This is a genomic window from Phyllobacterium sp. 22229 (assembly GCF_052056495.1).
Classification (GTDB): Bacteria; Pseudomonadota; Alphaproteobacteria; order Rhizobiales; family Rhizobiaceae; genus Phyllobacterium; species Phyllobacterium myrsinacearum.
In genome coordinates, this window is the sequence record NZ_JBQEPA010000010.1 from 18,118 (window position 1) to 31,659 (window position 13,542).

Annotated in this window: 14 protein-coding genes and 1 pseudogene; 7 read left to right on the plus strand and 8 right to left on the minus strand. The window is 58.8% G+C overall.

What is annotated here, in order from left to right; all coding sequences use genetic code 11:
• Positions 1–53 precede the first annotated feature (53 nt).
• On the minus strand, positions 54–695 hold the full coding sequence (locus ACTJJ7_RS13515) for an NAD(P)-dependent oxidoreductase (protein WP_440967461.1): 642 nt from the start codon (positions 693–695) through the stop codon (positions 54–56).
• A 150-nt stretch (positions 696–845) separates the two neighbouring features.
• Between ACTJJ7_RS13515 and ACTJJ7_RS13520 the strand changes: the two genes are divergently transcribed.
• Entirely contained in the window at positions 846–1,262 is a 417-nt protein-coding gene (locus tag ACTJJ7_RS13520; RefSeq protein ID WP_440967463.1) for a winged helix-turn-helix transcriptional regulator, read from the plus strand.
• A gap of 66 nt (positions 1,263–1,328) precedes the next feature.
• Complete coding sequence (locus ACTJJ7_RS13525) at positions 1,329–1,520, plus strand: DUF3008 family protein (RefSeq protein WP_105732435.1); 192 nt, start codon at positions 1,329–1,331, stop codon at positions 1,518–1,520.
• A gap of 20 nt (positions 1,521–1,540) precedes the next feature.
• Here ACTJJ7_RS13525 and ACTJJ7_RS13530 read toward each other — a convergent pair whose 3' ends face one another.
• On the minus strand, positions 1,541–2,437 hold the full coding sequence (locus tag ACTJJ7_RS13530; protein WP_440967464.1) for an extensin-like domain-containing protein: 897 nt from the start codon (positions 2,435–2,437) through the stop codon (positions 1,541–1,543).
• 294 nt (positions 2,438–2,731) lie between these two features.
• On the opposite strand from ACTJJ7_RS13530, the gene rpsD reads away from it, so the two are divergent.
• Together rpsD and ACTJJ7_RS13540 are read left to right on the plus strand one after the other, a co-directional pair.
• Positions 2,732–3,349 (plus strand): 30S ribosomal protein S4, encoded by a 618-nt coding sequence (gene rpsD / locus ACTJJ7_RS13535; protein WP_105732437.1) that lies wholly within the window; start codon positions 2,732–2,734, stop codon positions 3,347–3,349.
• 76 nt (positions 3,350–3,425) lie between these two features.
• Positions 3,426–4,355 (plus strand): glutaminase, encoded by a 930-nt coding sequence (locus ACTJJ7_RS13540; protein ID WP_105732438.1) that lies wholly within the window; start codon positions 3,426–3,428, stop codon positions 4,353–4,355.
• Positions 4,356–4,563: 208 nt separating this feature from the next.
• On the opposite strand, the gene ACTJJ7_RS13545 is transcribed toward ACTJJ7_RS13540, so the two are convergent.
• Complete coding sequence (locus tag ACTJJ7_RS13545; protein ID WP_440967466.1) at positions 4,564–4,947, minus strand: endonuclease domain-containing protein; 384 nt, start codon at positions 4,945–4,947, stop codon at positions 4,564–4,566.
• 130 nt (positions 4,948–5,077) lie between these two features.
• On the opposite strand from ACTJJ7_RS13545, the pseudogene ttcA reads away from it, so the two are divergent.
• Positions 5,078–5,941, plus strand: a pseudogene (gene ttcA, locus ACTJJ7_RS13550) (tRNA 2-thiocytidine(32) synthetase TtcA).
• Positions 5,931–6,758, plus strand: a complete 828-nt coding sequence (locus ACTJJ7_RS13555; RefSeq protein ID WP_130270321.1) for an inositol monophosphatase family protein — start codon at positions 5,931–5,933, stop codon at positions 6,756–6,758. Before ttcA ends, ACTJJ7_RS13555 begins: the two are co-directional and overlap by 11 nt.
• Positions 6,759–6,767: 9 nt before the next feature.
• Here the strand turns inward: ACTJJ7_RS13555 and ACTJJ7_RS13560 are convergent, their stop codons facing one another.
• Positions 6,768–7,973, minus strand: coding sequence for a multidrug effflux MFS transporter (locus ACTJJ7_RS13560; protein ID WP_105733094.1), 1,206 nt, complete (start codon positions 7,971–7,973; stop codon positions 6,768–6,770).
• 140 nt (positions 7,974–8,113) lie between these two features.
• On the minus strand, positions 8,114–8,446 hold the full coding sequence (grxD, locus tag ACTJJ7_RS13565; protein ID WP_105732441.1) for a Grx4 family monothiol glutaredoxin: 333 nt from the start codon (positions 8,444–8,446) through the stop codon (positions 8,114–8,116).
• Between the two features lie 175 nt (positions 8,447–8,621).
• Here grxD and ACTJJ7_RS13570 point away from each other — a divergent pair, with 175 nt between their 5' ends.
• Positions 8,622–9,365 (plus strand): phosphodiester glycosidase family protein, encoded by a 744-nt coding sequence (locus tag ACTJJ7_RS13570; RefSeq protein ID WP_440967467.1) that lies wholly within the window; start codon positions 8,622–8,624, stop codon positions 9,363–9,365.
• Between the two features lie 13 nt (positions 9,366–9,378).
• On the opposite strand, the gene ACTJJ7_RS13575 is transcribed toward ACTJJ7_RS13570, so the two are convergent.
• The 3 genes from ACTJJ7_RS13575 to ACTJJ7_RS13585 form a co-directional block, all read right to left on the minus strand.
• Positions 9,379–9,612, minus strand: a complete 234-nt coding sequence (locus ACTJJ7_RS13575) for a BolA/IbaG family iron-sulfur metabolism protein (protein WP_091877529.1) — start codon at positions 9,610–9,612, stop codon at positions 9,379–9,381.
• A gap of 43 nt (positions 9,613–9,655) precedes the next feature.
• Entirely contained in the window at positions 9,656–11,887 is a 2,232-nt protein-coding gene (gene purL, locus ACTJJ7_RS13580; RefSeq protein WP_440967641.1) for a phosphoribosylformylglycinamidine synthase subunit PurL, read from the minus strand.
• A gap of 149 nt (positions 11,888–12,036) precedes the next feature.
• Positions 12,037–13,458: an aminotransferase-like domain-containing protein gene (locus ACTJJ7_RS13585; protein ID WP_130270325.1), complete on the minus strand. Its 1,422-nt coding sequence runs from the start codon at positions 13,456–13,458 to the stop codon at positions 12,037–12,039.
• Positions 13,459–13,542 lie beyond the last annotated feature (84 nt).

A 13,542-nucleotide genomic window follows, 5' to 3' on the forward strand; every position in this document is an offset into this window, starting at 1 on the left:
ACCAAAAGGAAACCGCCCCGGATGGGGCGGCTGTGTCGTTAGGCCATCGGATATCAGTATCCGACGGTGAAGCGCTGCCGGATGTGCTTGCCTGCTTCGGCTTCATCAAGAATGGCGACGGCAAGATCAGCCACGCTGATGGTGCTGTGGCCCTCGGCGTTGAATATGGGATTGTCCTTGCCAAGCCGGTAGGTACCGGTGCGCGCGCCCGGCACGAGGGCGAACGGCGGAGAGACAAAGCTCCAGTCCAGACTATTTTCCGTCTTCAGGTCGTTGAGCGCCTGGCGGGCGCCGAGGGCACCTTCGCGATATTCGGCAGGAAAATCAGGGCCATCGACAAATTGCTTGCCTTCCTGATTCAACAGGCTGCCGGCGCCGCCAATGACGATCAGGCGCTTGACGCCTGCCTGCTTGGCCACCTCCGTGATTGCCTTGCTTGCCTTGACATGAATGGCCTGAATATCAGGTTCGCCCCAGCCCGGATTGTAGGCAGAGAGTACAATGTCGTGACCTTTCAGCTTTTCAGTGAGATCGGCGGCATCGAGCACATCCGCCTTGACTGCCTTGACGCCTTCGCGCTGTTCCACCTTGCCGGGATTGCGAACGAGAGCTGTCACGCTATGGCCGCGCGAGACGGCTTCCTGCAGAAGTTCCTTGCCAACGAAGCCGGTGGCGCCGATCAGTGCGATTTTCATTTTTCGATTTCCTGAATTGCTGGGTACGGTTTGTTTTCTGGTTACTATTAATAACCATCTATGCTAGAAGTGGCGCCCTGTGAAGAACGCACTTTTTCCGTTTCAGGGAACACTGAGGTAACCGGCCCGGAAACACTGGAGATCTATCCGATGAGTATACATGCCAAACCCGATGGCGACGTGCCGCTGCTGTCAACCTCGGCCGCGATGGTCACCGACGGTGCAGGCAGTTGCCCGATGCGGGAAGTGCTCGATATTGTCGGCGACAGCTGGAGCCTTCTGGTGATCATCAACCTTCAGGACGGTCCGCGCCGCTTCAACGTGCTGCGCCGCATGGTGGAGGGGATTTCGCAGCGCATGCTGACGGTCACGCTGCGTTCGCTGGAGCGCGACGGTCTGGTATCGCGTACCGTCAAGCCGGCATCGCCGCCGGAGGTCACCTATGCGCTGACCCCGATTGGCCATTCAATTGCCGTTCCCATCGGTGCCTTGGGCGAGTGGGCGGTGAAGAACCGCGATCATTTGCGGCAAGCCCGCACGGTTTTCGATGAGGCGCAGCAGAGCTGAGCATTCCGGAACACTCCCGCATCACACGCGTTGTTTCCCTGTAGGAAATTGACAGGGAGACAGACAATGCCTGCAAAATCCCAGGCGCAGCAGAAGGCTGCAGGGGCCGCCTTGTCGGCCAAGCGCGGCAAAACCCGGAAAAGCCAGCTCAAGGGCGCGTCGAAGAGCATGTATGAATCGATGAGCGAAAAGCAGCTCGAAGACTTTGCCGAGACGGACCGCAAAGGCCTGCCGCAGAAGGTCCAGCCAAAGAAGTGAACCGCAAGGCGTGCACGCCATTACTGGCAGATGCGCGCCTTGCATGCCTTGCCGTGGCAGCCAAGATCAAGATGCATATTGCCCTGATGCGCGGCATCGCCCTCCGGCCCGATGACGGTCATGAACCGCTCGCAGCTGGTCTTGTGAATGGAGCGCCAGAAGTCCCGTTCTTCCGGCGTGCCATTCCAGCCGGAGCCGAGCTGCGTGGTTTTGCCGTTGGTGAATTTGAATGACATGATATCCAGCGCATTGGCAAAAGCGTGTTCCGATACGCGGCCCTTATTGCCGTTGTTGACCTTGCGGCACTGATAGTCGGATCCCGTTGCAATGGTTTCGATCCCGGCGCCAAAGGATTTTTGCGCGGCTTTCTCCACATCGCCGATCCATTCGGCGAGCGTTCCGGCCATGGTGCAATTGGTGGTGATGGGCGCGGCAAATTTTACAGGATTCTCCTTGCCGATCGCAGTGATCCTGAGCGGCGAGCGTTCGCCGCAGGTGCCTTCGGCAAGCGGCGGGACGATTTCACCCTGGACATCGCCGTTCATCAGCGCCGGACAGGCATTCTGGTACACCCGGTCGGGCGACGTTGCGGGATCGGCTTTCTCCGCCGTGTCCTCATCATCCGGCTTTGAATCCGTTTTCGCGTCCGCTGGACGATCCGGGCCAAACTGTTCCGCAGGTTTCGCCGCGGGTTTTTCCTCCGGCTTGGGCGTTTCCGGTGCAGCTTCACCATCGGGCTTGGCAAGTGGAATGGGCGGTGTGATTGGAAGTGCGGGGCGGCTGGCCGCATTGTGATGCCGCCGCTGGCGTGCATCGGCACTGTCAGCCGAGCCGAGCAAAGCTGTTGTTGCAAAACATGCGGTGAGGGATAAAAGGACGAATGTCGAGCAGCGCGACTGCTGTAAGGATAGGGTCATTTCCGGCTCCACTCCTGTTAAGCGTCTAGCCTAACGCCTGATGCGCCGGATCGGTTTCAAACTTTATGAACCCGTGAAATGCGCCGTCTCGCTTGACATCACGAAACCTTCACACTAGAAGCCACCCAGCGCAGGGCTCAACAGCTCTGCGTTTCATTTGACGTGTCCCGTGAGTGATTTCGCAAAGCGTGCGTGAATCATTCTGTCAGTCTTCAAAAACAGGAGGCAGAGGAGGGCGCGTTTCCTTGAATCGGGGCGCAAGCTTCGATTTGTGTTTGGTTGAAAGGAAATGCGATGAGCAAGCGCGAATCGTCCAAGTATAAAATTGATCGCCGTATGGGCGAAAACATCTGGGGCCGTCCGAAGTCCCCGGTGAACCGTCGTGAATATGGTCCTGGCCAGCACGGTCAGCGCCGCAAGAGCAAGCTTTCCGATTTCGGCGTACAGCTGCGCGCCAAGCAGAAGCTCAAGGGCTTCTACGGCGACATCTCGGAAAAGCAGTTCCGCAAGACCTATGAAGAAGCCGCCCGCCGCAAGGGCGATACCGGCGAACAGCTGATCGGCCTGCTTGAGTCGCGCCTGGATGCAGTGGTGTACCGCGCCAAGTTCGTTCCGACGATCTTTGCTGCGCGCCAGTTCGTCAACCATGGCCACGTCAACGTCAACGGCCGCCGCGTCAACATCCAGTCCTACATCTGCAAGGCAGGTGACGTGATTGAAGTGCGCGAAAAGTCGAAGCAGCTCGTGATCGTTCTGGAAGCCGTTCAGCTTGCTGAGCGCGATGTTCCTGAATATCTCGAAGTGGATCACAACAAGATGGTTGCCAAGTACACCCGCGTTCCGGCCTTCTCCGATGTGCCTTACGCCGTACAGATGGAACCGAACCTGGTTGTCGAATTCTATTCGCGTTAATCAGTTCTGAGTACAGGAAAAGCCGCCCCGAGAAATCCGGGCGGCTTTTTTTGTCTTATCCCTTGCCGGAGCGCACATGACCGATCTTCAGGATGTCGTCGACAGTGTCTATCAGGATCTTGCCAGCCGCATCGGCGAGGGCAAGCTGGCGGACTATATCCCTGAGCTGGCCACGGTCGATCCGAAACAGTTCGGGCTCGCCCTGTGCACCGTCGACGGTCAGGTGCATACATCAGGCGATGCGGACACGTCCTTTTCCATCCAGAGCATTTCCAAGGTTTTTACGCTGACGCTGGCGCTCGGCAAGATCGGCGACGGGTTGTGGAAGCGCGTTGGCCGCGAGCCCTCCGGCAATGCCTTCAATTCCATTGTCCAGCTCGAACAGGAGAAGGGCAAGCCGCGTAACCCGTTCATCAATGCCGGAGCGATTGCGGTGGCCGATGTCGTGCTGGCCGGGCACCTGCCGAAGGAGGCAATCGGCGAAATCGTTCAGTTCATCCGCTATCTCGCCGATGACGAGACCATCGCCATCGACCACGACGTGGCGCGGTCCGAGACCAATACGGGTTATCGCAATGTGGCGCTGGCCAATTTCATGCGCTCCTTCGGCAATCTCAACCACCCGGCCGAGCACGTGCTTGGCGTCTACTTCCATCATTGCGCAATCGCCATGTCCTGCCGGCAACTGGCGCATGCGGGGCTTTATCTGGCCTCGGCGGGCCGCAATCCGCTGAGCGGCGGCAGTGTGGTGTCATCCGGCCGGGCACGGCGCATCAATGCGCTGATGCTCATGTGCGGTCACTATGACGGCTCGGGCGATTTCGCCTATCGTGTTGGTCTGCCAGGCAAGAGCGGCGTTGGTGGCGGTATTCTCGCCATCGCTCCCGGCAAGGCGTCTATTGCCGCCTGGTCGCCGGGTCTGAACGAAAACGGCAATTCGCTGCTCGGTTCAGCTGCGCTGGAACTGCTGGCGCAAAGGACGGGCTGGTCGGTGTTCGGGCAGTAGATGGGTATTGCGGGTACGATTCCCTGATCCCCTCTCTTGCGATTTCTAGCACTTAAGCTTCGCTGCGCTCGCTAAGATGCTGAAATCGCTTTCTCCCCCGCAAGGGGGGAGATAAGACGCCGCTGGTTATCTCTCCCCTTGCGGGAGAGAAAGGATTTTCTCGGATTTAGCCTCTTCGCTAAATCCTTAGAAAATCCAAGTGAGGGGATTACTCGATCAACCGCTCTTCGGCTTCACGCAAAATATGAGCGCATGCGCCGTCTAGATTTGTCAGAATTTCATCATTCCAGAAGCGGACAGTCTTAAAACCACGTTGGTGAAAGTACGCATCGCGCTGCTTATCAAGTTGGGAACAGGAGTGCTGGCTACCGTCAATCTCAATGATCAATCGAGCCTCGAAGCAGACAAAGTCGAGAATATAACGATCAAATGGCAGCTGCCGTTTGAATTTCAAACCGTTCAGGCGCTTGTTGCGGATTGCCTGCCAAAGCATATTTTCGGGCAGGGTGGCGTCCTTACGCATGTCGCGAGCGAACTTGCGGATCTGGAGTGGAATCTCCCGGCGAATATCAGGTTTCCCTTCCTGCTGCATTGCAACTGATGACGCGAAAATCTGACACTCCTGTTAACATCATTCAATTCAACTTTAGGCTTGCCTCAGTATGAAACATTGCTTGCGTTCGGACTTTGGCCAAGGCAATGAAGGCGCCAGAGGTGTTACCATGACCATTCACGATCAGGAATTGACCGATGCCGCCGGTTGCCACCCGATGTTTCTCGGGGTGCCGTCCAGTGTCGAGTTCAACAAGCTGCGCAAGCGCCTGTTGCGCAATACGCGGCAGGCCATCGACGATTTTGCCATGGTCAAGCCCGGCGAGCGCTGGCTGATCGGGCTTTCCGGCGGCAAGGATTCCTACGGACTGCTGGCGCTGCTGCTCGATCTGAAATGGCGGGGCCTGCTGCCGGTGGAATTGCTGGCCTGCAATCTCGATTAGGGGCAGCCGAATTTTCCCAAGCACATCCTGCCGGATTTCCTGAAAAAGAACGGCATTGAGCACCGCATCGAATACAAGGACACCTATTCCATCGTTACGGACAAGGTGCAGGAAAACCAGACCTACTGCTCGCTCTGTTCGCGGCTGCGGCGCGGCCATCTCTACCGCGTGGCGCGGGAAGAGGGCTGTTCGGCGCTGGTGCTCGGCCATCACCGCGAGGACATTCTTGAAACCTTCTTCATGAACCTCTTCCACGGCGGCAGGCTGGCAGCGATGCCGCCCAAGCTCCTGAACGATGAGGGCGATGTCATGGTGCTGCGGCCGCTCAGCTACTGCGCCGAGGACGATCTGGAAAAATTTGCCGGTGCCATGCAGTTTCCCATCATCCCCTGCGATCTCTGCGGCAGTCAGGACGGGCTGCAGCGCAACATGATGAAGGCGATGCTGACCGATATCGAAAAGCGCATGCCGGGCCGCAAGGAAATCATGATCCGCGCGCTTGCCAATACGCGCCCGAGCCATCTTCTCGACCGCAATATTTTTGATTTCACCGGTCTTGTCACACACGGAGCCGAAGCCAGTGCAGTTTAATGACAATGACATCGATTGGTTGAGTGATCTGCTTGCCGCTGTTGCGGTTCAGGAAATCATGCCGCGCTTTCGCCAGCTCGGCACAGGCGATATCAAGCAGAAGACCTCGGCGCTTGATCTCGTAACGGAAGCCGATACCAGCGCCGAACGGGTGATCACCGCGCGGCTGCGCGAGCGCTATCCCGATGCCTTCGTGCTGGGCGAGGAAGCCTGTGAACTCGATGCATCGCTGCTCGGCAAGCTGAAGGACGCGCCGCTGGCTTTTATCATCGACCCGGTGGATGGCACCTATAATTTTGCCACGGGCGTGCCGCTGTTCGGCGTGATGCTGGCCGTTGTGGTCAATGGCGAGACGGTGGCCGGGATCATTCACGATCCCGTCGGCAAGGACTGGATCATCGGCGTCAAAGGGGCGGGAAGCCACATCCGCTCGGCCTTCAATGTGAGGCAGAAAGTGTCTGTTGCACCGCCAACAGCGGTCAGCGAGATGCTGGGGGCCATTTCATGGCAGTTTTTGGCCGATCCCCTACGCTCGACCCTTGCGCGCAACCACGCCAAGTGCAAGGCATCGTTCGGTTTCCGCTGCGCCGCGCATGAATACCGCCTGATTGCCTCGGGCAATGCGCACTTCGCCGTCTTCAACAAGCTGATGCCATGGGATCATCTGGCCGGCGTTCTCATCCACCGGGAAGCGGGCGGCCATGCGGCCCGCTTCGATGGTTCTGCCTATCTTCCCAGGCATCTGGACGGCGGCCTGCTGATTGCGCCTGATAAGGCGAACTGGCAGGATTTGCGCCGGACGCTTTGGTCTGAATAATCCGCGGGCTTAAACCCGCGGATTATGGGGATGGAAGAGCTTGCCCTTCTCGGCAATCAGCACGAACATCAGTCCGATCACCGAAACGACGAAGAAGCCCATGACCAGCGGCAGGGTCGTCCCGTCATAGGACTGGCCGATGATGGCGCCGATGGCGCCGCCGCCCGCCGTCCCCATGAAGCCCAGCACCGAAGACGCCGTGCCGGCAACATGGCCGAGCGGCTCCATGGCAAGCGCATTGAAGTTCGAGCCGATCCAGCCGAACTGGAACATCGCCATGGCGAAGAGCAGGAGGTAGATCGGGAACGGCGTCGGATGCGGACCGAATATGGTCAAGAGCAGCCAGGCCGTATTGATCGTCAGGAAGCCCATGAGCGCGCCATGCGACAGGCGGCGCATGCCGAACCGGCCGACAAAACGCGAGTTCACGAAGGACGAAAATGCCATCATGATCGCGATGGATGAAAACGCCACCGGGAACCAGATGCCGAGATCATAGATGCCGATATAGATCTGCTGGGCCGAATTGATGAAGCCGAACAGTGATCCAAACAGGAAGGCGCTGGCCAGCGTATAGCAAAGCGCCACCCGGTTGGTCAGAACGATCTTGAAGCCTTGCGCTACCGATGCCAGCGTAAACGGACGCCGGTCGGCGGGATCGAAGGTTTCCGGCAGGCGGAAATACATCCAGACGGTCACAGCCGCCGCCACGACGGCCATGAACATGAAGATCAGGTGCCAGTCGCCGAACAGCATCACGGCCTGGCCCGTGCCCGGTGCGATGACGGGTACGATCATGAAGACCATCATGATCAGCGACATGACTTCCGCCATCTGCCGCCCGCCATAGACGTCGCGGACGATGGAAATGGTGATGACGCGGGTGGCGGCCGAACCGATGCCCTGAATCAGGCGGAAGAGGAGCAGGGAGGCAAAGCTTGGCACGAAGGCTGCGCTGGCTGCGGCGATGACGTAGACAACCAGGCCGAACAGAAGCGGCTTGCGCCGGCCGAAGCGATCGGAAAGCGGGCCATAGAACAGCTGCGATACCGAGAACCCCAGCAGATAGGCTGAAATCACATATTGCCGGTGGTTTTCATTCGTCACACCAAGGCTCGCGCCGATCTGCTGCAAGCCGGGCAGCATGATGTCGATGGCAAGCGCATTGATCGCCATGAGCATGGCCATCATGCCGATGAATTCGACCTTGCCCATGCCCATGAGGCGTGGTGCGGACGTTTGTGTGGTGGTATCCATTGTGAGACCTGCAAAACAAAGACAAAGGCGCTGGAACAGCCAGCGCCTTGAGAAAATGATTCCGGATTGCCCCGGAACCGATTGAAACTGTTGCGTAGTCAGGCCGCCTTGGTGGCGATGCCTTTTTCGCTGAGCAGGGTTTGCAACTCGCCTGCCTGGAACATTTCGCGGATGATGTCGCAACCGCCGACGAATTCGCCCTTCACGTAAAGCTGAGGGATGGTCGGCCAGTTGGAATAATCCTTGATACCCTGACGCAGTTCATTGGATGTCAGAATATTCACGCCTTTGTAGTCGACGCCGATGTAGTCAAGAATTTGCACGACCTGGCCTGAAAAGCCGCACTGCGGAAAGCCCGGCGTACCCTTCATGAAAAGGACGACGTCGTTGCTCTTGACCTCATTGTCGATAAATTCATTGATACCGCTCATTTCGGCAACCTTTCATACCAAATGACAACGAATCGTCATCAATGGTCCAAATTGATCTCGTTTAAACAAATAGCGCTTCAAATCTGGCAAAACAAGGCTGGTCACTGTGTCATCTCGTATCATTATAGCGGTCAGCGTCGTCGTTCTGGCAATTTTGGGAGGAATTTTCTGGTTCATGCGCCCGGCACCCCCACCCAAGCCTGCACCCAATCCGCCGGTCAACATCTCCGATGGCGATCTGCCCGATGTCTGCCGGAAGATGACATTCGAGGATGTCGATTCCATCGTCTGCGAGATCGATCTGCGCTCGCACCGCATCGATCTGGTGCGTACGGGCAAGGACGGCGAGCCCTATGGATCGCTGAAGACGTTCATGGAATCCCGGCTCCTGGACATACGCCCGATCCTGGCGATGAATGCGGGCATGTATGAAAAGGACCTTTCTCCGGTCGGCCTCTATGTCGAGGACGGCAGGGAGACGTCGGAACTACAGACCGATGACGGCGAAGGCAATTTCTACATGAAGCCGAACGGGGTTTTCTTCATCGGGAAGGATGGCGCTGCCGCCATTCAGGAAACAGCGGCGTTTGATGCTGCAAAGCCCGACGTCCGCATCGCCACCCAATCGGGGCCAATGCTGGTCATCAACGGGCAGGTTCATCCGCGGTTCGAGCCGAACGGCACATCACGCCTGATCCGCAATGCCGTCGGCGTGCGCGACGCCCATACGGTCGTCCTGGCCATATCCATCGAACCGGTGAGCTTGGGAAGTTTTGCCCGCCTGTTCAGGGACGGGCTGAATTGCGCCAACGCGCTCTTTCTCGACGGGACGATCTCGGCACTTGCCAACAACCGCAAGACCCTGATTGGCGGGGTCGACCCCGTGGGGCCGATTCTCGCCGTGTTCGCAAAGAAGTGATTATTGGAAGTGATTACTCTGGGGCGCTGGTCTGCAGGGCAAGGGCGTGCAGGACGCCGCCCATATTGCCCTTGAGCGCATCATAGACCATCTGGTGCTGCTGAACGCGCGACTTGCCGCGAAAACTCTCGGCGACGACTTCCGCGGCATAATGATCACCATCGCCGGCCAGGTCGCGGATGGTCACCTGCGCGTCAGGAATGGCGTCCTTGATCATTTTCTCGATGTCGTGCGCGTCCATAGCCATGTTCTGTCTCCCAAACTTTCGCCTGTCCTTTACCGGGACAGGATCATGCAGCCTGTGTTTCTTCGCCGTCCTGACCGCTCATATAGTCAGGGAACCACGATTCGTGTGCTTTTGTCAGGTCTGCTACTGATATGGAGGCGAGGCCCTCGATCGTCAACGTGTTGCCGCCGACAGTGCCCAGCTTGCGGAACGGAACGCCCGATCCTTCAGCGTTGAGCGTGACGAAGTTGGCCATATCCGGGGCAACGGCAATGAGATAACGCGCCTGATCCTCGCCGAAAAGCACCGCATGGGCCGGGCCTTCGCCAATATTGACGTTGGCGCCCTTGGCCGCAGCCATGCACATCTCCGCGAGCGCAATGCCAAGGCCGCCGTCAGACAAATCATGGCAGGCAGTGACCTGACCATTGCGGATGGCCGAGCGGACAAAATTGCCATTGCGCTTTTCGATGTTGAGGTCAACCGGCGGGGGCGGGCCATCGGCACGGCCATGCAGGTCGCGCAAGTAGACCGACTGGCCGAGATGGGTGCCGTCACCGCCGATGAGGATCAGCACGTCACGCTCATGCATGCCGCCGATCTTGGCCGTCTTCGACCAGTCAGGGATGAGGCCGACACCGGCAATGGTGGGTGTGGGCAGGATGGCCTGGCCGTTGGTCTCATTGTAGAGCGATACGTTGCCGGAAACGATGGGGAAGGCAAGCGCGCGGCAGGCATCGCCGATGCCGCCAATCGCCTTCACCAGCTGTCCCATGATTTCAGGACGCTCCGGATTGCCGAAATTGAGATTGTCGGTGGCGGCGAGCGGTTCTGCGCCCACAGCCGTCAGGTTGCGCCAGCATTCGGCAACAGCCTGCTTGCCGCCCTCATAGGGGTCGGCTTCGCAGTAGCGCGGCGTGACGTCGGACGAGAAGGCAAGCGCCTTGCTTCGGTGACCTTCGACACGCACGACACCGGCATCGCCGCCGGGAACCTGCAGCGAATTGCCCTGAATCAGCGTGTCATATTGTTCGTAAACCCAGCGGCGCGACGACAGATCGGGCGAACCGATCAGCTTCAGCAGTGCGGCGCCATAATCATCGACATCGGGAACGCTGGCAGCGGGCAGCGGTGCATGCTTGCCGGGTTCCATCCATGGGCGGTCATATTCCGGCGCCTGGTCACCAAGGTCCTTGATCGGCAGGCTGGCGACTTCCTCGCCCTGATGGATGACGCGGAAGCGCAGATCATCGGTTGTGTAACCGACGATGGCAAAATCCAGGCCCCATTTCTTGAAGATCGCCTGGGCTTCCGCTTCCTTTTCCGGGCGCAGAACCATGAGCATGCGCTCCTGGCTTTCCGACAGCATCATTTCATAGGCGGTCATGCGCTCTTCGCGCACCGGCACGTCATCAAGGTTCAGCCGGATGCCGAGATTGCCCTTGGCGCCCATTTCCACGGCGGAGCAGGTGAGGCCTGCGGCGCCCATGTCCTGAATGGCGATGACGGCACCCGATGCCATCAGTTCCAGCGAGGCTTCAAGCAGGCATTTTTCCGTGAAGGGATCGCCGACCTGAACGGTCGGGCGCTTCTCTTCGATCGATTCGTCGAATTCAGCCGATGCCATCGTGGCGCCGCCGACGCCATCGCGGCCGGTCTTGGCGCCGAGATAGACAACGGGAAGGCCGACGCCCTTGGCTTCGGACAGGAAGATCGCATTGGTCTTGGCAAGGCCGGCGGCAAAAGCATTGACGAGGATATTGCCGTTGTAGCGGGCGTCGAAATTGACTTCCCCGCCGACGGTGGGAACGCCGAAGGAATTGCCGTAGCCGCCGACACCTTCAACCACACCCGATACGAGGTGGCGCGTCTTCGGATGCGACGGCGCGCCGAAGCGCAGTGCATTCATGGCTGCAATCGGCCGGGCGCCCATGGTGAACACATCGCGCAGAATGCCGCCGACACCGGTTGCCGCACCCTGATAGGGCTCGATATAGGACGGGTGGTTGTGGCTCTCCATCTTGAAGACAACGCAGTCGCCATCGCCGATATCGACAACACCGGCATTTTCACCGGGACCCTGAATGACCTGCGGTCCGGTTGTCGGCAGGGTACGCAGCCACTTCTTCGAGGATTTGTAGGAGCAATGCTCGTTCCACATGGCCGAGAAGATGCCGAGCTCGGTGAAGCTGGGTTCACGTCCGATCAGGTCGAGAATGCGTTGATATTCGTCCGGCTTGAGCCCGTGCGAAGCAACGAGTTCCGGCGTGATCTGGATTGTGTTGGAGAGAGCCATCGGTAATACCAATTCCATTGCGCTTTTCTTGGGTTCTCTTAGAGCAATTTGCACGGGGAATACACCATCTAACGCGGAAAAATTGTCGCTTGCCGCGTTTCGTCAACAGGTGGTGTCCAGCGGTGAAACGGTATGGGTGCTGCTGCTCCTCAGGAATAGCTGTCATAGCTCGCATTGTCGGTTTCCATCAACCGGCGCAGGATGGACAGGCCATTTTCTACTTCACGTAGCGTTGCGGGCACCGAATAGCCGAACCGCACCCGGTGAAAGGTCTTTTCCGTCCGTCCCGGCTTGAATTCGTCCTCGTCGTCAATGAGGACGCCCTCATTGAGCGCGGCGCTCTTGAAGGTGGCGGACAGCCATGGTTCCGGCAGTTTTACCCAGATGAATGGTGAATAGGGATGCGAATTGAGGTCGAAACCGGCAAAGATCGATCGCGCCAGTGTTTCCCGCCGGGCGGTTTCCTCCCGCACCTTGACGCGGATGGCGTCGGCCTCGCCGGAATTGACCAGTTGCGCGCCGAGTTCCGCCATGAGGAACGGCATGCCGCCGGTGACCATCTTATGGGCCGTCAGCACGCGCGATGCCAGATGCGGCGGGCAGGCGGCCCAGCCGCCGCGCACGCCGGCAGCGACGGATTTCGACAGGCCGCCAATGTGGAAGGTCCGCTCCGGCGCCAGTTCGGCAAACTTGACGTGGTCAAGACAGAGGAGCGAGCCGTAAATCTCGTCTTCGATGATCCAGACATTGTAGCGCCGGGCAATCTCGACAATGGCGCGGCGATGTTCCTCGGACATGGTCGTCGCCGTCGGATTCTGCAGCGACGGCATCAGAAATACGAGTTTGGGGTGCTGCTGGGCGCAGAGCCGTTCAAAATCGTCCGGTGTTGCGCTGCCGTTCTCGGTGTTCATGATGATGCTGCGCCGCCCCATCAGATTGACGCTGCGCGCGGCGGAGCAATAGGTCAAATCCTCGAAGGCAATGCGGTCGCCCGGCGTCGTAACCGCGGCGATAATGGCCAGAATGGCGGAATGGGCGCCGAGCGTCGGTACGATCGAGGCGGCGTCGGGCCGCCATTCCGCCGAACCGAGCCAGCGGCTTCCCGCCAATTGCCATGACGGGGGCAGGGTGCGGGAATAGCTGGCAATTTCGCCGGGATAGGACTGGGTGATATCCCGCAGAATACGGTCCATCACGGCCGATTGCCCGACATCAATCGCCGCCGTGCTGTCGAGACGGATATTGCCGGGCGCAATGATGGCGCTGCGCGTGCCGCCGAAGGGTTCGGAATGCTGGGCGGGCGGAAGCTCGATCAGCTTCGTCTCCTTGTGATCAATCACATAGGTGCCGCGGCCCACTTCGCCGCTGACAAGCCCGCGCTCGCGGATGAGATTGTACGCCCTGCCGACCGTACCGATTGTCACCCCGATATCGAAGGCGAGATTGCGCTGCGGAGGCAATTTGGTGCCGGGTGCAAGCACGCCTTGCGCAATATCCGATTCAATCCGCTCTGCCAGCTGCAGATAAAGCGGACCTTTGCCGTGTTTCAGTTCTGGAAGCCAATTTGTCATGGTGACAATTATGTATATTGCGATTCCAATTGAGTCAATTCAAGACAATTGGCAGTGCAATTCGAGTCAATTCGGCTCGATAGG

Coding starts and splice junctions, on each gene's coding strand:
- ACTJJ7_RS13545 (WP_440967466.1), bottom strand. CDS start 4,947: ATGCAGCAGGAAGGGAAACCTGATATTCGCCGGGAGATTCCACTCCAG.
- purL (WP_440967641.1), bottom strand. CDS start 11,887: ATGGCTCTCTCCAACACAATCCAGATCACGCCGGAACTCGTTGCTTCG.
- ACTJJ7_RS13520 (WP_440967463.1), top strand. CDS start 846: ATGAGTATACATGCCAAACCCGATGGCGACGTGCCGCTGCTGTCAACC.
- ACTJJ7_RS13515 (WP_440967461.1), bottom strand. CDS start 695: ATGAAAATCGCACTGATCGGCGCCACCGGCTTCGTTGGCAAGGAACTT.
- ACTJJ7_RS13525 (WP_105732435.1), top strand. CDS start 1,329: ATGCCTGCAAAATCCCAGGCGCAGCAGAAGGCTGCAGGGGCCGCCTTG.
- ACTJJ7_RS13585 (WP_130270325.1), bottom strand. CDS start 13,458: ATGACAAATTGGCTTCCAGAACTGAAACACGGCAAAGGTCCGCTTTAT.
- ACTJJ7_RS13540 (WP_105732438.1), top strand. CDS start 3,426: ATGACCGATCTTCAGGATGTCGTCGACAGTGTCTATCAGGATCTTGCC.
- grxD (WP_105732441.1), bottom strand. CDS start 8,446: ATGAGCGGTATCAATGAATTTATCGACAATGAGGTCAAGAGCAACGAC.
- ACTJJ7_RS13570 (WP_440967467.1), top strand. CDS start 8,622: ATGCGCCCGGCACCCCCACCCAAGCCTGCACCCAATCCGCCGGTCAAC.
- ACTJJ7_RS13575 (WP_091877529.1), bottom strand. CDS start 9,612: ATGGCTATGGACGCGCACGACATCGAGAAAATGATCAAGGACGCCATT.
- rpsD (WP_105732437.1), top strand. CDS start 2,732: ATGAGCAAGCGCGAATCGTCCAAGTATAAAATTGATCGCCGTATGGGC.
- ACTJJ7_RS13530 (WP_440967464.1), bottom strand. CDS start 2,437: ATGACCCTATCCTTACAGCAGTCGCGCTGCTCGACATTCGTCCTTTTA.
- ACTJJ7_RS13560 (WP_105733094.1), bottom strand. CDS start 7,973: ATGGGCAAGGTCGAATTCATCGGCATGATGGCCATGCTCATGGCGATC.